This is a genomic window from Actinopolymorpha sp. B11F2 (assembly GCF_040195635.1).
Taxonomy (GTDB): domain Bacteria; phylum Actinomycetota; class Actinomycetes; order Propionibacteriales; family Actinopolymorphaceae; genus Thermasporomyces.
The window spans coordinates 504,689-529,944 of the sequence record NZ_JBEFTX010000003.1; the positions used below are offsets into that span (position 1 = coordinate 504,689).

The 25,256-nt window shown below is 69.1% G+C and carries 16 protein-coding genes; 14 read left to right on the plus strand and 2 right to left on the minus strand.

From position 1 onward, the window contains the following. Window positions 1-56 precede the first annotated feature (56 nt). The 5 genes from ABN034_RS08765 (at window position 57) to ABN034_RS08785 (ending at window position 6,505) form a co-directional block, all read left to right on the plus strand. Window positions 57-2,234, plus strand: coding sequence for a hypothetical protein (locus ABN034_RS08765; protein ID WP_349690490.1), 2,178 nt, complete (start codon window positions 57-59; stop codon window positions 2,232-2,234). A 3-nt stretch (window positions 2,235-2,237) separates the two neighbouring features. Then, window positions 2,238-3,551: a DegT/DnrJ/EryC1/StrS family aminotransferase gene (locus tag ABN034_RS08770; protein ID WP_349690491.1), complete on the plus strand. Its 1,314-nt coding sequence runs from the start codon at window positions 2,238-2,240 to the stop codon at window positions 3,549-3,551. Between the two features lie 89 nt (window positions 3,552-3,640). After that, window positions 3,641-4,291 (plus strand): acyltransferase, encoded by a 651-nt coding sequence (locus ABN034_RS08775; RefSeq protein ID WP_349690492.1) that lies wholly within the window; start codon window positions 3,641-3,643, stop codon window positions 4,289-4,291. 2 nt (window positions 4,292-4,293) lie between these two features. Continuing rightward, entirely contained in the window at window positions 4,294-5,421 is a 1,128-nt protein-coding gene (locus tag ABN034_RS08780) for a DegT/DnrJ/EryC1/StrS family aminotransferase (RefSeq protein WP_349690493.1), read from the plus strand. An 88-nt stretch (window positions 5,422-5,509) separates the two neighbouring features. Next, a complete protein-coding gene (locus ABN034_RS08785) occupies window positions 5,510-6,505 on the plus strand; it encodes a Gfo/Idh/MocA family protein (protein WP_349690494.1) in 996 nt (331 codons plus the stop codon). An 85-nt stretch (window positions 6,506-6,590) separates the two neighbouring features. On the opposite strand, the gene ABN034_RS08790 is transcribed toward ABN034_RS08785, so the two are convergent. Next, entirely contained in the window at window positions 6,591-7,727 is a 1,137-nt protein-coding gene (locus ABN034_RS08790; RefSeq protein ID WP_349690495.1) for a mandelate racemase/muconate lactonizing enzyme family protein, read from the minus strand. Between the two features lie 80 nt (window positions 7,728-7,807). Here ABN034_RS08790 and ABN034_RS08795 point away from each other — a divergent pair, with 80 nt between their 5' ends. The 9 genes from ABN034_RS08795 to dnaK (ABN034_RS08835) all read left to right on the plus strand — a co-directional run bounded on the left by ABN034_RS08795 (window position 7,808) and on the right by dnaK (ABN034_RS08835) (window position 23,569). After that, entirely contained in the window at window positions 7,808-9,205 is a 1,398-nt protein-coding gene (locus ABN034_RS08795; RefSeq protein WP_349690496.1) for a formimidoylglutamate deiminase, read from the plus strand. 400 nt (window positions 9,206-9,605) lie between these two features. Then, window positions 9,606-11,630: a M4 family metallopeptidase gene (locus ABN034_RS08800; RefSeq protein WP_349690497.1), complete on the plus strand. Its 2,025-nt coding sequence runs from the start codon at window positions 9,606-9,608 to the stop codon at window positions 11,628-11,630. 250 nt (window positions 11,631-11,880) lie between these two features. After that, on the plus strand, window positions 11,881-14,091 hold the full coding sequence (locus ABN034_RS08805) for a M4 family metallopeptidase (protein ID WP_349690498.1): 2,211 nt from the start codon (window positions 11,881-11,883) through the stop codon (window positions 14,089-14,091). Between the two features lie 509 nt (window positions 14,092-14,600). After that, the gene (dnaK, locus tag ABN034_RS08810; protein ID WP_349690499.1) at window positions 14,601-16,478 is read left to right on the plus strand and encodes a molecular chaperone DnaK; all 1,878 of its coding nucleotides are present in this window, start codon (window positions 14,601-14,603) and stop codon (window positions 16,476-16,478) included. Continuing rightward, window positions 16,475-17,221 (plus strand): nucleotide exchange factor GrpE, encoded by a 747-nt coding sequence (gene grpE / locus ABN034_RS08815; protein WP_349690500.1) that lies wholly within the window; start codon window positions 16,475-16,477, stop codon window positions 17,219-17,221. The genes dnaK (ABN034_RS08810) and grpE overlap by 4 nt, the downstream gene beginning before the upstream one ends. A 23-nt stretch (window positions 17,222-17,244) precedes the next feature. Beyond that, window positions 17,245-18,432, plus strand: coding sequence for a molecular chaperone DnaJ (gene dnaJ, locus ABN034_RS08820; protein WP_349690501.1), 1,188 nt, complete (start codon window positions 17,245-17,247; stop codon window positions 18,430-18,432). Then, on the plus strand, window positions 18,429-18,893 hold the full coding sequence (locus ABN034_RS08825; RefSeq protein ID WP_349690502.1) for a heat shock protein transcriptional repressor HspR: 465 nt from the start codon (window positions 18,429-18,431) through the stop codon (window positions 18,891-18,893). Before dnaJ ends, ABN034_RS08825 begins: the two co-directional genes overlap by 4 nt. Before the next feature lie 103 nt (window positions 18,894-18,996). Further along, the gene (gene clpB, locus ABN034_RS08830) at window positions 18,997-21,621 is read left to right on the plus strand and encodes an ATP-dependent chaperone ClpB (protein WP_349690503.1); all 2,625 of its coding nucleotides are present in this window, start codon (window positions 18,997-18,999) and stop codon (window positions 21,619-21,621) included. 31 nt (window positions 21,622-21,652) lie between these two features. Further along, on the plus strand, window positions 21,653-23,569 hold the full coding sequence (dnaK, locus tag ABN034_RS08835; protein WP_349690504.1) for a molecular chaperone DnaK: 1,917 nt from the start codon (window positions 21,653-21,655) through the stop codon (window positions 23,567-23,569). A 168-nt stretch (window positions 23,570-23,737) separates the two neighbouring features. On the opposite strand, the gene ABN034_RS08840 is transcribed toward dnaK (ABN034_RS08835), so the two are convergent. Next, the gene (locus ABN034_RS08840; RefSeq protein ID WP_349690505.1) at window positions 23,738-24,592 is read right to left on the minus strand and encodes a 5'-3' exonuclease; all 855 of its coding nucleotides are present in this window, start codon (window positions 24,590-24,592) and stop codon (window positions 23,738-23,740) included. Between the last annotated feature and the right edge of the window lie 664 nt (window positions 24,593-25,256).

Sequence of the window (25,256 nt, forward strand, 5' to 3'; positions counted from 1 at the left end):
CTGCACATCACGTGGGGGCAGGTGAAGCCAGGACGATGCGCCACGGGGGCGTGCGCTTGACGTGGCGCACCCCGTTCGCCCTGCGGCGGCGCCGCCGTGGGTCGGCGTACCTTCGCACGACCATGGCGGCGGTCGGTGTCCTCGTGCTCACCGCCACCGCGTGTGCCGACGCCTCCCGGATCCAGCAGGCGTCCGACGAACCCTCGCCCATGAGCACCCAGGCCCGCTCGGTGCAACACAACCGGTTGGCAGACCGGCTCGCCGACCGCGCGGTGCAACCCGAAGCGCCGATCCTGCCCGTCAACGCGAGCTTCGAGGACCGGCCGTTCACCCGCTGTCCCCGCAGCTGGACCTGCGGGCGCACCGGCAGGCCCGCGACCGCGACCACGACCGACGTGGCGAAGGGGGGCGAGCGGTCGCTACGGGTGGTGGTGCCCGCTGCGGGCGACCGCTTCACGCTGCGCAGCGCCGCGATGCCCGCCCTTCCGCAGCGTACGTACGAAGCAACGGTGTGGCGGCGCTCCTCGGTCGACGGTTCGTCCGGTGGTGAGTCGGTCAGGATCGTGTTCTACGACGACAAGCGGCGCGTCATCGGCTCTGGCATCGACCGGGGCGCAGACGCGGTGAAACACCGGTGGGAGGGTGTCTCGGCCAAGGCACGGTCGCCGGTGGGTACGTCGTTCGTCGAGGTGGAGGTCGCGGTCTCCGGGCCGGGGCGGACCGTCTGGCTCGACGGCGTCAAGCTGGCGCAGAGCCCGATCCTCGAGGTGTGGGGCGGCACCGGCGTCCGCCGGGGCGAGCGCGACGACACGCTCTCCCTGCAGGTCACGACGCCCACACCGGGCGGTGTCCATGTGGGCACCATCGACGCGTTCGGTGAACACCTGCAGGTCATCGGCCGGCGCGCGTTGGCGAGCGAGGGCGGCGCCAGGATGACGTACGAACTGAGCGGCGCCGCCCGCTACGACTCCTCGACCCGGACCATCCTCGTCCGGCCTGGAGAGTCCGCGACCATCCACATCACCGGCCGCTTCAGCCCGACACCGGGCACTGGGTTCCCGGTCGCGACGCTGGGCGACCCCATGGCGCAGGCTGAGTTCCCGATCTTCGTCGCCGCGCAGAACTTCGACTCCGACGTCGATGGCGTCCAGTTGCCCAACCGGCTGGCCGTACGCGGGGCTGTCGACAAGCTCGCCGGCTACCTCGAGGAGCGCGAGACGCGCGACGGCGGCTGGGCGATCGCCCATCCGTACTGGCAGGGCGATATCCGGCAGGACCCGCAGGCCATCGCGGTCCTCACCCAGGGCTACCTGAAGCGGGCGCAGTCCTCGCAGGAGGCGGAGTACGAGGCACAGGCACGGCGCGGCCTCGAGTGGCTGGTGAGGCACCAGCGGGCCGATGGTTCGTTCGGTCTGCCCTGGGCGTTCGGCACCGGGCAGGGACATTTCGGCGCGTCGGCGCACTATCACGGGGGCACGACCACCCACGCGGCCGGCGAGCCGCTCGCGGTGGTCACCATCGCGGCGGCGAGTGCCCTGCTGGAGGGCTTCAAGGTCTACGGCAACTCGCGCTACCTCGCCGCGTCCGTCCGTGCGATGGACTACCTGCTGCGCGGATCCAACGGATTCCAGTGGCTCGACTCGAAGCGCACCCGCGGCAGCATCCCCTACTGCTCCCTGGAGCCGATCCTGCCGCCGGGTGACCCCCGCGTGCGTTCCCACCGCGTGGTGTCCGCCGTCAGGAACTCCTCGGTCGAGGTCTACAACATCGACGGCGCCGGCCTGTCGTTCCTCAAGGCGTTGTACGTCGAGACCGGCGACAAGCGGCTGCTCACCTACGGCGACGCCATCGCGAGAAACCTCGCCAGCAAGGTGCGCGCGGACGGCTCGATTCCGTACTCGTGGTACGAGAGTTCGCCGCACTCGGGCGGCTACGCCAACATCGCCTACACCGGGCTGCTGGAGTACGGCGAGATGCGCGGCCGCGAGGACTGGGTGGGCCACGCCGCCCGCGGCTTCAGTTGGATGGCCAACCATGCCCGCGACGGCCTGGTGCCGACCGAGGGCTACGCGTCGGTCTACGGCCTCAACCTGAGCTCGGACATCACGAGCTACGTCGGTGACGCGATCCGCAAGCAGCGTTCGGACGGTTCGTTCAGCGGTGGAGAGGCGACGCGGCACGATGCGGTGATGTTCGCGATCCTGTCCGACCTGCTCCTCAACATGGGAGGTTGACCGATGGCCCTGCCCCTGCCCGAGGGGTCGGACCTTCCCCGTGGAACGGTCCTGTCCGAGGGGGCCCGTTCTGGTGGGCCGGTCGTGCCGGTGACCGAGCGGGCCCGCGACCTGGCGGCCTTCGGCGGCGTACCCGTCCGGCAGGCCCCGTTTCCGCCGTGGCCGTACTTCGCTGACGACGAGGTACGCGCCGTGGTCGGCGTTCTGCGTTCTGGCCTGGTCAACTACTGGACCGGCGAGGAGGGGCGGGAGTTCGAGCGGGAGTTCGCGGCGACCGTCGGGGCGAGGCACGCCGTGGCACTCAGCAACGGCACGGTGGCGCTCGAACTCGCGCTGCGTGCGGCCGGTGTGGGCCCCGGCGACGAGGTCGTCGTACCCGCCCGGACGTTCATCGGTACGGCGAGCGCGGCGGTCGCGGTCGGCGCGTCGCCGGTGGTCGCCGACATCGACGCCGTGAGCCAGACCCTCACCGCGGCAACCGTCCGACAGGCGGTGACCCGGCGGACGAAGGCCATCGTCCCGGTGCACCTGGCCGGCTGGCCGGCGCCGATGGGGGAGTTGGTGGCGCTCGCCGACGAAATCGGTGCCGTCGTCGTCGAGGACTGCGCCCAGGCGCACGGGGCGACCCTCGACGGGCAGTCGGTCGGCACCTTCGGGCACGTGGCGGCCTGGTCGTTCTGCCAGGACAAGATCCTCACCACCGTCGGTGAGGGTGGCATGGTCACGACCGACGACGACGCGATCTGGCGGGCGGTCTGGGAGTACAAAGACCACGGCAAGAGCTACGAAGCGGTGTACGAACGCGACCACCCGCCGGGGTTCCGGTGGCTGCACGAGACGTTCGGGACCAACGCCCGGATGACCGAGGTGCAGGCCGCGGCCGGTCGCCGGGCGCTCGCGAAGCTGCCGGAATGGTCGCGCCGGCGCCGCCGGAACGCCGCGGCGCTCGACGCCGGGCTGGGCGCCCTGCCAGGGCTGCGGGTGACGATTCCTCCGGCCGGGGTCGGGCACGCCTACTACAAGTACTCCGTGTTCGTCCGGCCGGAGGCACTCGCGCCCGGCTGGAACCGGGACCGGATCATGACCGCCGTCGCGGCCGAGGGCGTGCCGTGTCTGCAAGGCGCGTGCGCGGAGATCTACCGGGAGAAGGCGTTCGACGACGTGCCCGGCGGGCGGCCGGCGGCGCCGTTACCGGTCGCTCGTGAGCTCGGTGAGACGTCGCTCATGCTGGTGGTGCATCCCACCCTCTCCGACCGGGACATCGACGACACGGTGGCGGCGTTCCGCAAGGTCATGGCGGTCGCCACGGCGTCGTGAGACGTGTGTGCACCGACCGGACGTCGCGCCGGCCGGGCTTCTGGGTTTCCCGCCTGCGGGATGTCCGTACTTCGTTAGGCTCATCCGCTATGACCGCTATATCCACGGGTCTCGTCGCGGCGACTGCCGACGTCGACGAGCGCGCGACGCTCGGGCCGGGATGCGCCATCTGGCATCTCGCTCAGATCCGGGAGGACGCCGTGCTCGGCGCGGGCTGTGTGGTCGGACGCGGTGCCTACGTCGGTGCCGGAGTCCGCATCGGCGACCACGTCAAGATCCAGAACCACGCGCTCGTCTACGAACCGGCGATCCTCGGCGACGGTGTCTTCGTCGGGCCCGCGGTCGTCCTGACCAACGACGAGTACCCGCGTGCGGTCGATCCGGCGGGTGCGCCGAAGCGGGCCGGGGACTGGGCGCCCGTGGGTGTCACCGTGCGCGAGGGTGCATCGCTCGGAGCCCGCGCCGTGTGCGTCGCGCCGGTCACGATCGGGCGGTGGGCGATGGTGGCGGCGGGTGCGGTGGTGGCGGCCGACGTTCCCGCTTTCGCGCTGGTCGCGGGGGTGCCGGCGCGGCGGATCGGGTGGGTGGGACGGGCCGGCGTACGCCTCGAGCCGGTCGGCGCGGGTCGGTGGCGGTGTCCGGCGACCGGTGCGGCGTACGTCGAGGACGGCGAGCACGGGACCGCGCTGCGGGAAGCGCCCGGCGGTGACAGGAACGAGGACGGGGACGGGGAGTACTGACGATGAGGGAACTCGCGGGGGCGAATGGTCCGTCGACGGGGCAGATCTCGGCGGCGAGGCCGCTCATCGGTGAAGAGGAACGCCGGGCGGTCGACCGGATCCTCGCCAGCGGGATGATGGTGCAGGGGCCGGAGGTCGCGGCGTTCGAGACCGAGTTCGCCGCCTTGGTCGACGGGCGTACGTGTGTGGCCGTCAACTCCGGCACCAGCGCCCTGCACCTCGGCCTGCTCGCGGCCGGGGTCGGGCCGGGCGACGAGGTGATCGTCCCGTCGTTCACGTTCGCCGGCACCGCCAACGCGGTCGCGCTCGCCGGGGCGACGCCAGTGTTCGCCGACATCGAACCGCGCTTCTTCTGCCTCGACCCCGCCTCCGTCGAGGCCGCGGTCACGCCTCGCACGGTCGGGATCATGCCGGTCCACATCTACGGCCATCCCGCCGACCTGGACGCCCTGCAGGCGATCGCGGACCGCCACGGCCTCGCCCTCTTCGAGGACGCCTGCCAGGCGCACCTCGCCCGCTGGCGCGGCCGGCCGGTCGGTGCGTTCGGCGAAGTGGCGGCGTTCAGCTTCTATCCCACCAAGAACATGACGACCGGCGAGGGCGGCATGGTCGTCTGTGCCGACGAGGCGGTCGCGCGCAAGGTCCGCCTGCTTCGCAACCAGGGCATGGAACGCCGCTACGAGAACGAGGTAGTCGGCTTCAACACCAGGATGACGGACATGGCCGCGGCCATCGGCCGGGTGCAGCTCGGCCGGGTCCCCGGGTGGACCGCACGCCGACGGGCCAACGCCGCCGTGCTGTCCTCGGAGCTGGCCGTCGAGGCCCCGGGTGTGGCCCTTCCACAGGTGGCGGAGGGTGCCGAGCACGCCTATCACCAGTACACGATCCGTACCGACGACCGCGACGCGATCCAGTCGCGACTGCAGGAGGCCGGAATCGGGACGGGGGTCTACTACCCGATCCCGACCCACCAGCTGCGGTCGTTCGCCAGCAGTGCCGGGTGTGGCGTCGAGCTGCCGGTGACCGAGCAGGTCTGCCGCGAGGTGCTGTCCCTGCCGGTACATCCGGCGCTCTCCCACCCCGACCTCGAACGCATCGTGGCCGCGGTGGCGAAGGCGGTCGCCGGATGAGTGCGTGGCCTGGCCAGCGGCGCGGGATACCCACCCGTGGACGACGGGCACTGGCACGACTCGCGCCCGCACGACGGGGGAGATGACGATGGGAGTGCTACGCGCCGGCCTGGTCGGGCTCGGCATGATGGGCCGGCACCACGCGAGAGTGCTCCGGTCGCTCGAGGGCGTCGAGCTTGTCGCCGTCGCGGACCCGGGTGGCGACCCGCACAAGGTCGCGGGCGGGCTCGATGTGCTACCCGACGTCGAGAAGCTCATCGCCGCGGGCATCGACATCTGCGTACTCGCGATTCCCACCGCGAGCCATGAGGAGGCCGGTCTCGCGCTCGCCGCGGCCGGGGTGCACACGCTCGTCGAGAAGCCGCTGGCCAGTTCGGCGGCGGGTGCTGCCCGGCTCGCCGAGGCGTTCGAGGCGGCCGGCGTGGTCGGCTGCGTCGGTCACGTCGAGCGGTACAACCCTGCGCTGCAGAACCTCCGCGCGCGCCTCGAACACGGCGAGCTCGGCGAGATCTACCAGGTCATCACCCGCCGGCAGGGACCGTTCCCGAACCGCGTCGCCGACGTCGGGGTGGTCAAGGACCTCGCCACCCATGACGTCGACTCGACGGCGTGGGTGACGCAGCTGCCCTACCGTTCGGTGTCGGCGCGCACTGCGCACAAGAGCGGCCGGCAGCACGAGGACCTCGTCGCCGTCGTGGCCCAACTCGCCGACGGCACGGTCGTCAACCACCTCGTCAACTGGCTGTCCCCGATGAAGGAGCGCGTCACCGTCGTGACCGGCGAACGCGGCGCCTTCATCGCCGACACCATCGCAGCGGACCTGACGTTCCACGCCAACGGTGTGCGGCCGCTGGAGTGGGAGACGATGGCCTCGTTTCGTGGGATGACCGAGGGCGACATGATCAGGTACGCGATCGCGAAGCCGGAACCCCTGCGGACCGAGCTCGCCGCCTTCCGCGACGCCGTGCTCGGAGGAGGGGACCCCAACGTCGTCGTCGGCATGCGCGAAGGGCAGGCGATCGTCGAGGTGGCCGAGGCGATCATTCGTTCCGCCGCCGAAGGCCGTACCGTCGACCTCCCCTGAAGCAGCCTCGCCCTCTCGGTCCTCGCTGCTTGCTTGAGGGGCGCCCGCCCTCGTCCAGGGTGCGAGCGAGCAAGTCGGCGATCCCTCAGACGTAGCCCGTCGATCCGTCCGGTCGCACCGGCAGCTTGCGTTCCCAGTGCACGTAGTCGTCGGTCGCCAGCGCGTCCTCGTCGATCTCGACGCCCCAGCCGGGTCGGTCGGGACGGAGTTCGAGATGACCGTCGCGCGGAAGATAGGGGTCCGGACACCAGCGTGTCTCAGGCACCTTGTACTCGAGGATCTTGAAGTTCGGTTGCGCAGCAGCGAAGTGCAGGTTGACGGCGGTGGCCAAGGGTCCCATCGGATTGTGCGGCGCGACGCTGACGTAGTGCGCGTCGGCGATGGTCGCGATCTTCCGCAACTGCAGCAGACCGCCCACGACACACACGTCGGGTTGGATGATGTCGGCCCCTCGCACTTTCAACAGCTCCAGGAACTCGAACGGCGAATAGAGGCACTCGCCCGTGGCGATGGGCGCCTTCAGCTGGCCCCGCAACTGGCCCCACGCGGGAATGTGTTCGGGGCGGATCGGCTCCTCGAAGAACAGCGGATCATACGGCGCCAAGGCGTTTCCCAGCTGGATCGCCTGGTACGGCTCGAAGATCTGTGCGTGCGCGTCGAAGGCGAACTCCCATTCGGTCGGGCTGAGCTCGCGCAACGAAGCGAAGTAGTCCGCCGCCAACCGGCACGTCTCGCCCCAACGTCCCTGGTTCAGGTCGCGCCGATAGGGGCTGAGCTTGAACGCCGTGAACCCGTACTCGGCATTCAGCCGCTGCGTCAGATCACGGCACTCCGCCGGATCAGGCGCAGAGTAGACACCGCAGTAGACGCGCACGCGGTCGCGGGCATGACCGCCGAGGAGCATGTAGACCGGCAGGTCGGCCGCCTTGGCGGAGATGTCCCACAGCGCGTGGTCGAGGGCGGACAACGCCGCCAACCCGAGCGCGCCGGGCGGGAACCGCGACGACTGCAGCAGCCTTCGTACGATGAACTCGATGCGCCGCGGATCGACGCCCCTGATCTGGGCGAACAGGTAGTCGAGCAACGGGACGAGCGCCCAGTCGGGCCCGTGGTTGAAGGCCTCGCCCCATCCGACGATTCCTTCGTCGGTCTCGACCTTCACCAGCAGTCGGGGCCGCTCGCCGACCCGTTGCATGTACGTCTTCACCGCCGTCGTCCGCATCCGCTCACCTTCTCAGCGCGCGACCGCACGGCGGTAGACGTCGTCCACGAGGGTAAGGACGTCAGGGAGAAGGGAGGCACATGAGCGGACCGTCGACTCCGACCTCGCCGACCACGCGGCCGGAGCCGTCCGCGTACTGGTGCGAGCTCGCCTGGATCCCGCCCGGCATCACGCCGACACCGAACGTTCTCGTCCGCGTCGACCGCGACCGGATCGTGGGGGTCGAGCCAGACACCCCAGCGCCGCCCCCCGGAGCGAAGACGCTGCGCGGACTCACGCTGCCCGGTCTCGCGAACGTTCACTCCCATGCGTTCCACCGCGCCCTCCGCGGTCGTACGCACAGAGCGAGCTCCGAAGCGGCCAGCTTCTGGACCTGGCGGACCCAGATGTACGACGTGGCGGACCGGCTCGACCCGGACAGCTACCTCGACCTGGCGACGGCGACATACGCCGAGATGGCGCTCGCCGGCGTCACCTGTGTCGGGGAGTTCCACTACCTGCACCACGACCGACAGGGCAGGTCGTACGCCGAACCCAACGTCATGGCGGACGCCCTCGTCGCCGCGGCGCGCGCCGCCGGGCTGCGGATCGCGCTGCTCGACGCCTGCTACCTGTCGGGCGGGATCGGTCTGCCGCTGGCCGGCGCCCAACGCCGCTTCGGCGATGGCGACGTGGACCGCTGGGCCGACCGGGTGGAGCGGCTCGACCACGCCTACGCGGCCGCGGCGGACGTCGTGATCGGCGCGGCCATCCACTCCGTCCGTGCGGTGCCGAGGGACCAGTTCGCCGGCGTCGTCGGCTGGGCAGCCCAGCGCGAACGTCCGCTGCACGTGCACCTGTCGGAGCAGCGCCGCGAGAACGACGACTGCGTGGCGGCCTACGGCGTCTCCCCCACGAGGTTGCTCTTCGACGCCGGCGCCCTCTCTCCGCGTACGACCGCAGTCCACGCCACCCACCTCGACGGTGACGGCATCGGCCTGCTCGCCGGGACGGGTACGACCATCTGCCTGTGCCCCACCACCGAACGCGACCTGGCCGACGGCATCGCCCCCGCCGCGGCGCTCGACCGCGCCGGCAGCCGGTTGGTACTCGGCACCGACAGCCACGCGGTGATCGACATGTTCGAGGAGGCCCGCGCCCTCGAACACCACGAGCGGCTCGCGTCCGGTCGACGCGGGCACTGGTCGGCCGCCGAGCTTCTCCGCGCCGTCACCGAGTCCGGTCACCACGCGCTCGGTACCGACGACGCCGGTGTCATCAGCGCGGGCGCCCGCGCCGACCTGGTCTGCGTACGACTGGACTCGGTGCGCACCGCGGGCGCGACGCCGGACCAGGCCGCCGACGCCGCGGTGTTCGCGGCGACCTCGAGTGACGTCGACGTCGTCGTCGCGAACGGAGTCCTGGTGGTCGAGGACGGCCGTCACCGCCTGCTGGGCGACGTCGCCGCGCGGCTGGAGCGCACGATCCGCGCGCTGTGAACGGCCCTTCGCGGGGCTCATCTCTGGCGTGGGTACTGGGACGACCGCACAGGGCCCGCACCGCCCGATTTGACCGATTCTGGACCGTGCGCACCGCGGACGTACATGAGGATTTATCCACAGTCCCGGCGTTGCGCACGAATTGGGACTTGTTTTCCACAACCCACCTTCCGGGCGATCCGGAAATTGCTCTAGGCTCCGTCTGTTTCGTCCAGACGACACCCTCGGGGGGTCACACGTGAGATCGCGCCTGGTCGGCGGCCTGGCGGCTCTAGCCACTGTGCTGAGCGGTACGGCAGTGGTTGCCACAGCAGCTCCGGCCAACGCGGGCTCGTTGACGAGTCCCGTGTTCGGAAAGCAGCCCGACGCCATCGTTTCCCAGCGGGGGAACGACGGCACCGTGCGTGTCCTTGAGTCCAAGGGCGGCACCATCGAGCGTCCACAGGGCATCACTGCCAAAGCCGAGCCAGAGGCGGCGGCCGAAGCTCACCTGACGCGTTACGCGAGTGCATTCGGCGTCCAGAGCGAAGAGCTCAGCCTCGCCAAGGCCACCGACCTCGGCGACGGCAGTGCCGTCCGGTTCGACCGTTCCGTGGACGGTATCGACGTCTTCGGTGGCCAGGTGGTCGTCTCGCTCGACAGCCTCAACAATCTCGAGTTCATCGTGGGTGAGACCGGCGGCAAGCCGCAGCGGTCGTTCCCCACGCTTGACCTCTTCGGCGAGAGCAAGCTCGCGAACGCCGCCAAGCAGGTCGTCGCCCGGCGCGAGAAGCTGCGGTCGACCAGCGGCCTCGAGGTCGAGTCCGAGGGCAGGGCGTGGTACGACGGCAAGGTGCTCGGCGTGCCTGACGCCAAGGGCATCGAGCCGGTCTACAGCTACAAGGTGCACAGCGAGAACCTCGACATCTCCTACCAGGTGCTCGTGAACGCCGCCACCCGCAAGACCGAGATCGCATACTCGCTGGTGCAGCACGCCATCAACCGCGTGGTGTGTGACGCGGAGTCGCAGGTCATCGAGGAGTACGCCTGTAACGGCGAGACGGTGCCCTACGCCCGCACCGAGGGCGACGCGTCGTCGGCGGTGGATGACGTCAACAAGGTCTACGACTACTTCCACGACACCTCGGTCCGGTTCTCGAGCTACATCAACACCGACGTGACCCAGCTCATCGGGACCGACTACGGCGACGGGCAGGGTAAGGCCCTCCGCGCCACCGTGCGGGTGTGCACAACCGAGGCGTGCCCTTACGAGAATGCCTTCTGGGATGGCGAGCAGATGGTGTTCGGCGAAGGCGTCACGACCGACGACATCACCGCGCACGAACTCGCGCACGGTGTCACCCAGCAGACGTCGAACCTCGCGTACATCTTCCAGTCGGGGGCCATCAACGAAGGCCTCTCCGACTTCTGGGGCGAGATGGTCGACATCAACAACGGCAGTGACGACGACAACGCCGACACCCGTTGGCAGGTCGGCGAGGGCTCCTCGCTCGGCGTGATCCGCGACATGCAGGACCCCGGATCGCTCGGTCAGCCCGACCGGATGACGTCGCCGGACTTCTTCGACGGCACGTCGTTCGAGGACAACGGTGGCGTCCACTACAACAGCGGTGTCTTCAACAAGGCCATCTACCTGATGACCGACGGCGAGGACTTCAACGGCTACCAGATCCGTGGGCTCGGGCCGGCGAAGACCGCGAAGATCGGCTGGACGCTGCAGAACCTCCTGCCGCCGGGTGCGGACTACAAGGACGTCTTCTACACCCTGCCGCTGTCCTGCCGGAAGAACATCGGTCGGGCCGGTAGCTACATCACCGAGGACGACTGCCAGCAGGTCGACAAGGTCGTCCGGGCGACGGAGATGTACAAGGACCCGTTGCAGGGTTCGGCGCAGAACGTCGACTACTGCGAGGACGGCCTGAAGCACACGCCGTCCTACGTCCAGGGCTTCGAGTCCAAGAACGACGGTTGGACGTTCCAAGGCAACTGGTTCCTCAGCAACGAGGTGGGCTTCTACCGCTACGCCGCGGTCGGTGAGGAAGCGGCGGTGGCCTGGTCACTCGCCGGCGACGACATCTCGCTGACGCAGAGCGTGGCAGTGGAGATACCAGCCGATGCGTTCATCCGGTACGACCACGCCTATCTGCTCGACGACGGTGACGGCGCGGCACTCGAGTACTCCGAGGACAACGGCCTCACCTGGAAGGCCGCGGCTGACCTGCCGAATGTCAACGGTGAGGACGTGCCGGTCGACACACTCGGCGGTGCCGACAGCTTCGCCGGCAACTCGGTGGGCTTCGGCGGTACCCGCTACGACGCCTCCAGCCTGGCTGGGAAGTCGGTGAAGTTCCGGTTCCGCTCGGCGGTGGCGACTGACAACTCCGCCTGGTGGGTCGACAACTTCAAGATCTACAACTGCGGCTGATCCATAGCCGTACGACCAGGGGCCTCGGTCCGCCTCCTCACTGGAGGTGGTCCGGGGCCGTTGGCGTTCGCGGGCTTTTCGCACGGTTCATGACAGGCGTGTGTCGGTTGTCTTGCGGTGTTTTGGCCTGTCTCGGGAGCATGCTTCCGGTACGCACCGTTGGGTAGGCAATGCGCCCGGTCTGCTAATAGGCTCTCGCCGGCACCGTTCTCCGTGACCCCGACCGACGGTTCCGACGATGGGAGTCCCTGTGAGGTACCGACGCGCAGTCGGCGGCCTGGCCGCCCTGGCGACGGTCATCAGCGGAAGTGCACTGGTCGCGCTTGCCGCTCCGTCTTATGCCGGATCGTCGACCGGCCCGGCGTTCCCCGTCGAGCGGTCCGGCGACGGAGTCACCCTGCTCGAGGGAGCCGATGGGGTGGTCCGCGGCCTGTTGGCCGATGACGCCCCTGTCGCGTTACCCCAGGGGATGACCGGGTCGCCGGAGGACGCGGCCCGCACCCACCTCGAACGCTTCGCCGCGAAGATGGGGATCGATGCCGACACGCTCCGGCCGGCGGGCGCGTCGAAGGTGGCCGGCGGAGAGGTGGTTCGGCTGCAGCAGTACATCAACGGACTCCCGGTGGTGGCCGGCGACGTCACGGCGACCCTCGACCACTCGGGCGGACTCGAGGCGCTGCTCGGGGAGACGGTCTCGGGCGTGGTCGAGGCTCCCACCAGTCTGTTCAGCGATGCGCGCGCACGGGTGGTCGCGCGGGAGTACGTCGCAGACAAGGCCGATGTCCCCGCTCTCGGCCTGCGCGTGGAGGACCAGGGCGACTGGATCTACAACCCCAGACTGCTCGGCGCGCCGGGGCCCGCGGTCAACCGCGAGACGCAGAAGTTGCATGTGTCGAGCCGCGACGGCCTGATCGACTACACCATCTTCGTCGACCCGGGTTTCGAGTCGGTCGCCCTCGCCTACAGCAACAATCACGAGGCGGTCAACCGCAAGGTCTGCGACCTGGACAACCGCGACGTGGGCGTGCCCGAGAGTGCGGCCTGTGACGACGTGACGGTCGCGTACTCCCGCCTGGAAGGTCAGGGGCCCTCCGGCATCGCCGACGTCGACACGGTCTATGACAACCTCGGCGAGACGGCCGAGCAGTACTCCAGGCTGGCCGGCCTCGACGTCTCAGCCCTGGTCGGTGGCGAGGACAGGAGCCTCCGGGCGACCACCCGCGTCTGCGCCACCGGCTACCAGGAGGGGTGTCCGCTGGCCAACGCGTTCTGGAGCGACACCCTGCAACAGTTGGTCTACGGCGACGGCGTGACCGGCCTCGACGTCACCGCACACGAACTCGCCCACGGGGTGACCGCGCACACGTCGCAGCTCTACTACGTCTACCAGTCGGGCGCGATCAACGAGTCGATGTCCGACGTCTTCGGCAACCTGATCGACCTCGCGGTCAACCCGGAGAAGCAGGGCAGCGCTGAGGCCTGGTTCATCGGTGAGGACAGCCGGCCGGCCGCTGCGTCGATGCCGGTTCCGCTGCGGAGCATGGCGGACCCGACGGCGACCAAGAGCCCCGACCGGTTGACGTCCTCGCTGTGGGACGCCGACCCGGACCATCAGGACTTCGGCGGGGTGCACAGCAACAGCGGTCCGGGCAACAAGGCCGCCTATCTGATTGCCCAGGGCGACAGGTTCAACGGCTATGACGTCCGCGGACTGGGCCTGGACAAGACGTTCACGATCTACTGGACGGCGCAGCGGATCCTCACCTCCGGCGCGGACTACAAGGAGTTGTTCCACGTCCTGCCGTTGTCGTGCCAGAAGAACATCGGCAAACCCGGCACCGGGATCACCGAGGACGACTGCGCACAGGTCGACAAGGCCGTACGCGCCACCGAGATGCACATGGACGCGGCCGAGTCCGCTCCGGTCGCGGCGGCGTACTGCCCGGCCGGCGAGCAGGTCGAGGCGTCCTACACCCAGGCGTTCGACGCTCCGCCCGTCGACTGGGACGTCGACAGCGAGGGCTCGGGCCTGAGCGTGGCCGACTTCGGGTTCGCCAACGTCAACCGCGGCGCCGACGCTCTGCTTCTGTCCACCACGGAGGGCGAGATCGAGGAGACGTCGGTCACCTCGGAGCCGGTCCCGGTTCCGGCGGGCGGTCGGCTCCGCCTCGACTACTCGACCCTCTTCGGTCTGTACGCACCTGTCGACGGACCCACCGCCAGGCTGGAGTACTCCACCGACGGCCTGCTCTGGCTTCCGGCGCAGTCGCTCGCGGGGTCACGGAACGGCGGCCCGTGGAGCGGCCACTCCTACGGTTGGTCGTCGGCGAGATACGACCTGTCGTCGCTGGCGGGACACCACGTGCGGTTCCGGATCAGCGTGGAGGGGACGACGGGGGACGACAACAACCCGTCGTCGGTCCTCAACGTCGACAACGTGAAGGTCTACACCTGCAGGTAGCCGCCCACGGTTCCCGGTCAATGCTCAGCCCGCCCCGCCCCGCCCCGCCCCGCTCCGCGCCCCGCTCCGGCCGTGATCATGATCGTGATCATGAAGGATTTCGGGGCCTATGGGCCGATTCTCCTTCATGATCATGCGGGCCGTGACCGGTCCGTACGGGTCCTCGGCCCGCACCGGTGATCGGCCCGCACCGGTGATCGGCCCGCGCTGTGATCGGCCCGCGCTGTGATCGGCCCGCCACCAGAGCTACGGTCATCCGCACCTCGATGGCGGTCAGGTTTGCCCCTCTTCGTACCGCTAAAGGATCCTGCTGCCGAACTGCGCATCGAACCTGAGTCACACCGACTCAGGTCTATTGACAGATCTCGGTGCCCCCTGCAGGATTGAGCGCAGATGACTCAAGGCTGGCCCGGGTACTGAAGCGGCGCCGTCACCCGGTCGGCCTGCCACGCGTAGGTGTCGCCGCCGGCCCGTGCAGGTGCCGGTGATCGAGGAAAGGTTGCAACACGATGGCTCGTGCGGTGGGTATTGATCTTGGTACGACGAACTCTGTGGTTGCCGTCCTGGAGGGCGGAGAGCCGACGGTTGTGACCAACGCCGAGGGCTCGCGCACGACGCCGTCGGTGGTGGCGTTCGCGAAGTCCGGTGAGGTCCTGGTCGGTGAGGTCGCCAAGCGGCAGGCCGTGACGAACGTCGACCGGACGATCCGGTCGGTGAAGCGGCACATGGGCACGACGTGGAAGACGGAGATCGATGGCAAGTCGTTCTCGCCTCAGCAGATCTCGGCGTTCGTCCTGCAGAAGCTGAAGCGTGACGCGGAGGCCTACCTGGGGGAGGCCGTCACCGACGCGGTGATCACGGTGCCGGCGTACTTCTCCGATGCGCAGCGGCAGGCGACGAAGGAGGCCGGGGAGATCGCGGGACTGAACGTCCAGCGGATCATCAACGAGCCGACCGCGGCCGCGCTGGCCTATGGCCTGGACAAGGAGTCCGACCAGACGATTCTCGTCTTCGACCTCGGTGGCGGCACGTTCGACGTGTCGTTGCTGGAGATCGGCGAGGGTGTCTTCGAGGTGAAGGCGACCAGTGGCGACAACCACCTGGGCGGTGACGACTGGGACGCGAAGATCGTCGACTGGCTGGTGACCCAGTTCAAGAACAAGCAGGGCATCGACCTCGGTGCCGACAAGATCGCCAAGCAGCGGCTCACCGAGGCGGCCGAGAAGGCGAAGATCGAGCTGTCGAGCGCGTCAGAGACCCAGATCAACCTGCCCTACATCACCTTGGGTGAATCGGGCCCCCTGCACCTGGACGAGAAACTGACCCGGGCCGAGTTCCAGCGCCTGACCGCTGACCTGCTCGAGCGCTGCCGTCGCCCGTTCCAGCAGGTGCTGAAGGACGCGTCGATCGACATCGCCAAGATCGACCACGTGATCCTGGTCGGTGGCTCGACCCGCATGCCGGCCGTCGCCGACCTGGTGAAGGACCTGCTCGGCGGCAAGGAGCCACACAAGGGTGTCAACCCCGACGAGGTCGTCGCCGTCGGCGCGTCGCTGCAGTCGGGCGTACTCAAGGGTGAGGTCAAAGATGTCCTGCTGCTCGACGTCACCCCGCTCTCGCTCGGCATCGCCACGAAGGGCGGTGTCTTCACGAAGATCATCGAACGCAACACGACGATCCCGACCAAGCGGTCAGAGGTGTTCACGACGGCGGAGGACAACCAGCCGTCGGTGATGATCGAGGTCTTCCAGGGCGAGCGCGAGATGGCCCGTGACAACAAGTCGCTCGGCAACTTCGAGCTGACCGGGCTGCCGCCTGCGCCGCGTAATGTCCCGCAGATCGAGGTCGGCTTCGACATCGACGCCAACGGCATCGTGCACGTGTCGGCGAAGGACCTCGGCACCGGACGCGAGCAGAAGATGACCGTCACCGGTGGTTCTGCGCTGCCGAAGGACGACATCGATCGGATGGTCCGCGACGCCGAGCAGTACGCCGAGGAGGACCGCAAGCGCCGCGAGGCAGCCGAGTTGCGGAACCAGGCGGACTCAGCGGTCTACCAGACCGAGAAGTTCATCGCCGACAACCCCGACACGGTCCCGGCCGACGCCAAGGAAGAGGTCGAGCGGGACGCTGCCGAACTGAAGAAGGCTCTGGAGGGCGACGACAACGACGCCATCAAGGCGGCGTTCGACAAGCTGTCGGAGTCGCGCAACAAGATGGGCGCCGCGATGTACGCCTCGGCGCAGCAGTCCCAGACCGCTGACGCCGGTGCGACGACGGGCGAGTCGGGCGAGGGCGGCGCTCAGACCGAGGACGACGACGTCGTTGACGCCGAGATCGTGGACGACGAGAAGTCTGGTGGCGAAGGGCAGGGCGGTCAGAAGTGAGTCCAGCCGAGGAGAACGAGGAAGGCCCCGTGATCCGCGACCGGCGACGCATCGACCCGGAGACCGGTGAGGTCCGGGAGGCGGCCCGGCCCAAGTCGTCGACCCGGGCGCCGGGCGCGCATCGCCGGGAGGACGTCGACGAGGCCGAAGTGGCTGAGGAGGCTGCCACGCCGGCGGAAGCGGCGGGCGAGGCCGCAGAGCCGATCGCCCAGCTGAAGGCCGCGCTGGCCGATCGCACCAACGACATCAAGCGGGTGCAGGCGGAGTACCTCAACTACAAGCGCCGGGTCGAGCGTGACCGCGAGGCAGTGCGCGAGCTCGCCGTGGGAGGCGTGCTGTCGGAGCTGCTCCCGGTCGTGGACGACATCGGTCGCGCCAGAGAGCACGGCGAGCTCGAAGGTGGGTTCAAGGCGGTGGCGGAGGCGCTCGAGTCCATCCTCACCAAGCTGGGCCTGGTGGCCTTCGGCGAGCCGGGCGATCCGTTCGACCCGAGGATCCACGAGGCGCTCATGCACTCGTACGCCGACGATGTGGACGGCCCGACCTGCTCGTCGATCCTCCAGCCCGGCTACCGCATGGGCGAACGCATCCTGCGGCCGGCCCGGGTCGCGGTCGCCGAACCCACGGCCGGGCTGCCCGCACAGCAGGTCGACGGTGACGGTGCGGCCGGCCCCGACGACCTCGACGGTCCGGGCGGCCCCGGCGGTGCCGACGGCGCGTCCCCAGCATCGGACGACGTGTAGCCAGAAGGGGGTGAGGAGCACCGATGGGCACCAAAGAGTGGCTGGAGAAGGACTTCTACAAGGTGCTCGGCGTCCCCAAGGATGCGTCGGCCGATGACATCAAGAAGGCCTACCGCAAGCTTGCCCGGCAGAACCACCCGGACGCCAACAAGGGCGACCCGAAGGCCGAGGAACGCTTCAAGGAGGTGTCCGAGGCCTATTCGGTGCTGTCCGACCCGACCCGCCGCAAGGAGTACGACGAGGCGCGGTCGTTGTTCGGCGGCGCCGGCGGCTACCGGTTCCCGGGCGGGCCGGGCGGCGGCCAGACCGGGAGCGGGTTCCCGTTCGACCTGGGCGACATCTTCACCCAGCAGGGCGGCCGCCAGACCGGCGGCCTCGGTGACCTGCTCGGCGGCATCTTCACCGGTGGGCGGACCCGCACCCCGCCTCCCGGCACGCGGGCCCGCCGGGGTGCAGACGTCGAGACCGAGGCGACGATCGGCTTCCGGGACGCGGTCGACGGCGTGACCGTGCCGCTGCGGATGACCAGTGACAGTCCGTGCCCGGCATGCTCGGGCACCGGCGCCAAGGCTGGCACGGTGCCGCGCGTCTGCCCCGACTGTGAGGGTGTCGGCATGCGGGCCACCACCCAGGGTGGCCGGTTGGCGATGAGTGAGCCCTGCCGGAGTTGTCGGGGCCGCGGGCTGGTCGTCGACGAGCCGTGCCCGACCTGCCACGGCTCCGGCCGCGGCACGTCGTCGCGCACCATGCAGGTGCGCATCCCGGCAGGAGTTCGCGACGGTCAGCGGATCCGGTTGCGCGGCAAAGGTGCGGCCGGTGAGCGTGGCGGCCCCGCAGGCGACCTCTACGTCACGGTGCACGTGCAGGCGCACGAGCGGTTCGGGCGGCGTGGCGAGCATCTCACGATCACGGTGCCGATCACGTTCCCCGAGGCGGCCCTGGGTGGCGAGATCACGGTTCCCACCCTCGCTGGCCCGCCGGTGACCTTGAAGGTTCCACCCGGCACTCCCAACGGCCGCACCTTCCGCGTCCGGGGCAGGGGCACGGCGCGCCGTGACGGCACTAAGGGCGATCTTCTCGTGACCGTCGAGGTGCTCGTCCCCGACCATCTCGACGACGACGCGAAGGCAGCGCTCGACGCCTACCGCAGGGCGACCGGCGTCGACGGCGCACGGCAGGACCTCTTCGACGGTAAGGGAGGCGCCTCATGACCGACCGGAACACGCGGTCCCGGATGCCGTTCGACATCACGATGGACGCCGACACGCCGGCGTACGTGATCAGCGTCGCCGCCCAGCTGACGGGCCTGCATCCACAGACCCTCCGGACGTACGACCGGATCGGACTGGTGACGCCGGGGCGGGCCGTCGGCGGGGGTAGGCGCTACTCGATGCGCGACATCGAGACGCTTCGCCACGTCGCGCAGCTCACCGCGTCAGGCATCGGGCTGGAGGGCGTCAAGCGGATCCTCGAGCTGGAGACCCAGGTCGAGCTGCTGAGCACGCGGGTCGTGGAACTCGAAGACGCTCTCGAGGATGCCCGCACGATGTTCGAGCGCGCCGCCGAGCAGGCGGCGTTCCTGCCGGAACTGATGCCGCAGACGAGCCAGGCGGTCGTGGTCTGGACCGGCCATTCGGGCCGCCGCCGTCGGGGCGGATCGGGGACCCGATGACCAGCCACCAGCGACGTCACCACCGACGTTCGACCCGACGTCGCCACCGACCTTCCGGCCGGCACGCGTTCCGGCCATCCAGGTAGGGAAGAACGAACGAAACATGGACGCACAGAAGCTGACCACCAAGAGCCAGGACGCCCTTTCGGCGGCCGTCCGGCAGGCGGCCAACGCCGGTAATCCGGCGGTCGAACCGGTCCACCTGCTCATCGCGCTCCTGGCCGACCCGGAAGGCACGGCCGGCGCGCTCCTCGACGCGGTGGGCGCCGACCGCGTGGCGGTGCAGAAGGCGGTGGCCGAGGCAGCCGAGCGGCTGCCGGCCGCGAGTGGGTCGACCGTGCAGGCGCCCGGCCTGGCCCGCCCGCTCTACCAGGTCCTCCAGGTCGCGCAGGACCAGGCGACCGAGCTCGGCGACGAGTACGTCTCGACCGAGCACCTGCTGGTCGGCCTCGCGACGGTCGCGAGCGGCGCGAAGGACGTGCTCGTGAAGGCCGGTGCCACCACTGACGGTCTGCTCGCGGCGTTCTCGCAGGTACGCGGGTCCGCCAGGGTCACCTCGCCCGATCCCGAGGGGACGTACAAGGCGCTCGCGAAGTATTCCGTCGACCTCACCGACCGTGCCCGGGAGGGCAAGCTCGACCCGGTGATCGGCCGCGACGCCGAGATCCGCCGGGTCGTTCAGGTCCTGTCCCGGCGGACGAAGAACAACCCGGTGTTGATCGGCGAGCCCGGGGTCGGCAAGACGGCTGTCGTCGAAGGGTTGGCGCAGCGGATCGTCGCCGGTGACGTGCCGGAGTCGCTGAAGGGCCGGCGCCTGGTCAACCTCGACCTCAGTTCGATGGTGGCGGGAGCGAAGTACCGCGGCGAGTTCGAGGAACGCCTCAAGGCCGTGCTCGCCGAGATCAAGGAGTCCGACGGGCAGATCATCACGTTCATCGACGAGCTGCACACGGTCGTGGGCGCCGGTGCGACCGGAGACAGCTCGATGGACGCCGGCAACATGCTCAAGCCGATGCTGGCCCGCGGCGAGCTGCGGATGATCGGCGCCACGACGCTGGACGAGTACCGCGAGCGGATCGAGAAGGATCCCGCGCTCGAACGGCGCTTCCAGCAGGTGTTCGTGGGCGAGCCGTCCGTCGAGGACAGCATCGCCATCCTGCGCGGTCTGAAGGAACGCTACGAGGCGCACCACAAGGTGCAGATCGCCGACAGTGCCCTGGTCGCCGCAGCCGCGCTGTCCAACCGTTACATCACGGGGCGCAAGCTGCCCGACAAGGCGATCGACTTGGTGGACGAGTCGGCCAGCCGGCTCCGGATGGAGATCGACTCGAGTCCGGTGGAGATCGACGAACTCCGCCGCCAGGTCGACCGGATGAAGATGGAGGAGCTCGCGCTCGCCAAGGAGGACGACGTAGCGAGCCAGGAGCGGCTGGCGAAGCTCCGGGCGGAGCTGGCCGACCGCGAGGAGTCCCTGCGTGGCCTCGAGGCCCGGTGGGAGAAGGAGAAGTCCGGACTCAACCGGGTCGGTGAGGTCAAGCAGCGCCTCGACGACCTGCGCGGCCAGGCTGAGCGCGCTCAGCGCGAGGGCAATCTCGAGGCCGCCTCCCGGATCCTCTACGCCGAGATCCCGGAGCTGGAGAAGGAGCTCGCGGCCGCCGCCGAGGTCCAGGTGGCCGAGCCCGCCGCGCTGCCGGAGGCTGCACCGATGGTGCGCGAGGAGGTCGGCCCCGACGAGGTGGCCGAGGTCGTCTCGAGTTGGACCGGCATCCCCACCGGACGCCTGCTGGAGGGCGAGACCGGCAAGTTGCTCCGGATGGAGGAGGAGCTCGGCCGCCGGCTGGTCGGTCAGCGCAAGGCCGTCGCCGCGGTGTCCGACGCCGTACGCCGGGCCCGAGCGGGGATCTCCGACCCGGACCGGCCCACGGGGTCGTTCCTGTTCCTCGGGCCGACCGGGGTGGGCAAGACGGAGCTGGCGAAGGCGCTCGCGGAGTTCCTCTTCGACGACGAGCGCGCGATGGTACGCATCGACATGAGCGAGTACTCCGAGAAGCACTCGGTGGCCCGTCTGGTCGGCGCGCCGCCGGGCTACGTCGGCTACGAGGAGGGTGGGCAGCTCACCGAGGCGGTCCGTCGTCGTCCGTACTCCGTGATCCTGCTCGACGAGGTGGAGAAGGCACACCCGGAGATCTTCGACGTCCTTCTCCAGGTGCTCGACGACGGCCGAATGACCGACGGGCAGGGCCGCACGGTCGACTTCCGCAACGTGCTCCTGATCCTCACCAGCAACTCCGGCTCCCAGTACCTCGCCGATCCGTCGCTGGACGAGGACAAGAAGCGGGACCTGGTGATGAACGTCGTCCGGGCGTCGTTCAAGCCGGAGTTCCTCAACCGGCTCGACGAGATCGTGCTCTTCGACCCGCTGGGCACCGAGGAGCTCACGCGGATCGTCGATCTCCAGGTCGCGGCGTTGGCGAGGCGCCTGGGCGAACGCCGGATCACCCTCGACGTCACCGAGGGCGCGAAGGAGTGGCTGGCCATCACCGGCTATGACCCGGTGTACGGCGCCCGACCACTGCGGCGGCTCGTCCAGTCGGCGATCGGTGACGGACTGGCCCGCCAGATCCTGTCCGGTGAGGTCCGCGACGGTGACCACGTGCTGGTCGACGTCAACGACGCCAACGACTCACTCGAGCTCCGCGCGGCTGGTGCGGCTGCGGCGCAGACATGAAGTTCAAGACGCGAAGAAAGGTTTGAGCACCATGGCCCGTGCGGTCGGAATTGACCTTGGTACGACGAACTCGGTGGTGGCGGTCCTCGAAGGCGGTGAACCGACCGTCCTCACCAATGCGGAGGGCTCGCGCACGACGCCGTCGGTGGTGGCCTTCGCCAAGAGTGGTGAGGTGCTCACCGGCGAGGTCGCCAAGCGGCAGGCGGTGACCAACGTCGACCGGACGATCCGGTCGGTGAAGCGGCACATGGGCACCGACTGGTCGACGAAGATCGACGACAAGTCGTTCACGTCCCAACAGATCTCGGCGTTCGTCCTGCAGAAGCTGAAGCGTGACGCGGAGGCCTACCTCGGTGAGACGATCACCGACGCGGTGATCACGGTGCCGGCGTACTTCTCCGATGCGCAGCGGCAGGCGACGAAGGAGGCCGGGGAGATCGCGGGACTGAACGTCCAGCGGATCATCAACGAGCCGACCGCGGCCGCGCTGGCCTATGGCCTGGACAAGGAGTCCGACCAGACGATTCTCGTCTTCGACCTCGGTGGGGGGACCTTCGACGTCTCGCTCCTGGACATCGGCGAGGGTGTGTTCGAGGTGAAGGCGACCAGTGGCGACAACCACCTGGGCGGTGATGACTGGGACGCGAAGATCGTCGAGTGGCTGGTGACGCAGTTCAAGAACAAGCAGGGCATCGACCTCGGTGCCGACAAGATCGCGACCCAGCGGCTCACCGAGGCGGCCGAGAAGGCGAAGATCGAGCTGTCGTCGGCGTCGGAGACGAACATCAACCTTCCGTACGTCACCTTGGGTGATTCCGGACCGCTACACCTGGACGAGAAGCTGACCCGGGCCGAGTTCCAGCGCCTGACGGCCGACCTGCTCGAGCGGTGCCGTCGTCCGTTCCAGCAGGTGTTGAAGGACGCGTCGATCGACGTCGCCAAGATCGAGCACGTGATCCTGGTGGGCGGCTCGACCCGGATGCCTGCCGTCGCCGAGCTGGTCCGCGAACTCACCGGCGGCAAGGAGGCGCACAAGGGCGTCAACCCCGACGAGGTGGTGGCGGTCGGCGCCAGCCTGCAGGCCGGGGTTCTCGGCGGCGAGGTCAAGGACGTCCTGCTCCTCGACGTCACTCCGCTCTCGCTCGGTATTGCGACCGGGCAGACCGCCGCGCGCGGTGGCGTGTTCACGAAGCTGATCGAACGCAACACGACCATTCCGACGAAGCGGTCGGAGATCTTCACCACCGCGTCGGACAACCAGCCGTCCGTCCTCATCGAGGTCTACCAGGGCGAGCGGGCGATGGCGGCGGACAACAAGTCGCTCGGCAACTTCGAGTTGACAGGTCTGCCGCCGGCGCCTCGGGCGGTGCCGAAGATCGAGGTGACGTTCGACATCGACGCCAACGGCATCGTGCACGTGTCGGCGAAGGACCTCGGCACGGGTCGTGAGCAGAAGATGACCGTCACGGGCGGATCTGCGTTGCCGAAGGACGACATCGACCGGATGGTCCGCGACGCCGAGCAGTACGCCGAGGAGGACCGCAAGCGGCGTGAAGCCGCGGAGCTGCGCAACCAGGCGGACACGCTCGTCTACCAGACCGAGACGTTCCTCGGTGAGAACGCCGACAGCGTCCCCGCGGACGTCAAGTCGGAGGTGGAGCGGGACATCGCCGAGGTGAAGAAGGCGCTGGAGGGCGACGACCACGACACTCTGAAGGCCGCGTTCGACAAGCTCTCGGCGTCCCGCACCAAGATCGGTGAGGCGATGTACGCCGCGGCACAGCAGTCGCAGGCCCAGGAACAAGCGGCCGACGGCGGGGCGTCCGGCTCGGGTCCCGACGGCTCGGCGACTGCCGACTCGGATGCGGGCGACGACGATGTGGTCGAGGCGGAGGTCGTCGACGATGACCAGCCCGATGGCCAGGCTGGCGACCAGAAGCCGTCCTGAGCTTCACGACCAGCTGCGTGGGAGGTTCGTCTGCCGAGAAGCCGACGAACCTCCCACCTGTTCCGCGCAAACACTTCCGTCGCGACGGTGCACCCCGGCGGGTCACTGGAGGCCCTCCCCGGCCCCACTGGCGAGACCCGCTCTGGCGCCACTGGCGACCCGCTCGGGTCACCACAGGTCGAGCATCTCCACGACCACCGGTGCGCTCGGCATCTCCGGTGACGCCACTCCGCTGAGCAGGTGAGCCGGCAGCGGCAGGTCCGTTCGGCTGCGTACCATCCGCTTCCACCGCGCGACGTCCTCCAGTGACTCGCGGACGCGGCTGCCGACCCGCCCCACGAGTCGGCCCGCCGCCTCCAGCTGCTCCACGCCCAGGCCTCCGGCGAGCAGGCGAGCAGCGGTGACGGTGCCCACGCCGCGTACTCCACGGATCCCGTCGGCAGGATCGCCGACAAGGCTCGCGCGGTCGCACCACTGCGCGGGCGTGACTCCGAACCGGACTTCGATCTCCTTGCGGTCGACGACTCGCTGCCCCGGTCGTCGGACGGTGTTGAGGATCCGCGTCCGTTCGTCGACCAACTGGTAGAAGTCGCGGTCCATGGACATGATCCAGACCTTGCGCCGCGGCGTCTGCCTCCTGCATCGCTGGACCGCGCTGGCGATCACGTCGTCCGCCTCGGCCGTGTCGATGCAGACGTGTCGTAGGTCGATCGCGTCCAGGCCGCGTACGACGTCGACGAGGGCCCTGATCGGTGCCATGGCCTCGACACCAGTCGCCCGGTGCGCCTTGTACGCGGGGTCGATCGCGGAGCGATCAGCCCAGGCGTTCTCCCCGTCGAAGGCCACCACGACCTCCGGCAGCGCGGGAAGCTCGCGGATCGCCACGCGCAACAACGCGAAGAATCCGAACACTCCGGTCAGGTCACGTGACTTGTCCCTACTCCTGATCCGTGCTGGGAAGCCGAACCAGGCCCGCCACAGCAGGTTGTGACCATCGACGAGAAGCAGTGGTACGTCGGACATGTGGGCAGCCACCAGCCTCACGCTCGTTGGCCGCTGAGCGTGCGGGCGGGTGGGCCGGCTCAGGAAAGAGCGCGACTGGCCCCAGGGACCCACGATGCTAGGAGCTGGCATGGGCACGGGCGCGACCGACGCGCCGTGGCGAGGTGATCGGCGGCGGACATCCCCGAGCGCCGTGACAGGCGTGGGGCGCGCCCGACAGCGAACCTCCGGGCACCGAACGCCGCTCCACAGCCGGTGCTCTCACCCCGGTACGAACCGGTCCGTGGAGGGCCTGACCGCGCCCCCGGTGGGGCCGATTTGACTCTGCTTGGCGGTGTACGTATGGTTCTACTCGCCTCGCAACGGAGTGCGGGACGCCGAAGGGCGGCCGATCCAGCGGGGAACTCCAGCTGAGACCACGCTTGGGCGGCTACGTGCGTGCACGTCGCTGACCCGGTGCGGTGAGCTGGGGCCCATCCGAGTTACGTAGGGCTTGTTTAGCGTGACCTCAGGTGGGTAGTGTTGTGTAGTTCAGCCACGGAGTGGGTAGTCGTGGCGGCCTGATCTTTGAGAACTCAACAGCGTGCCGATAGTCGATGGTTTTGTGTTGTTTTGGCTCATGGCGCATTTTGTGTGTTGTGGGTTTGTGTTTTTTTGGGGCCTGTTTTGGGCTTTCTGTTGGTTT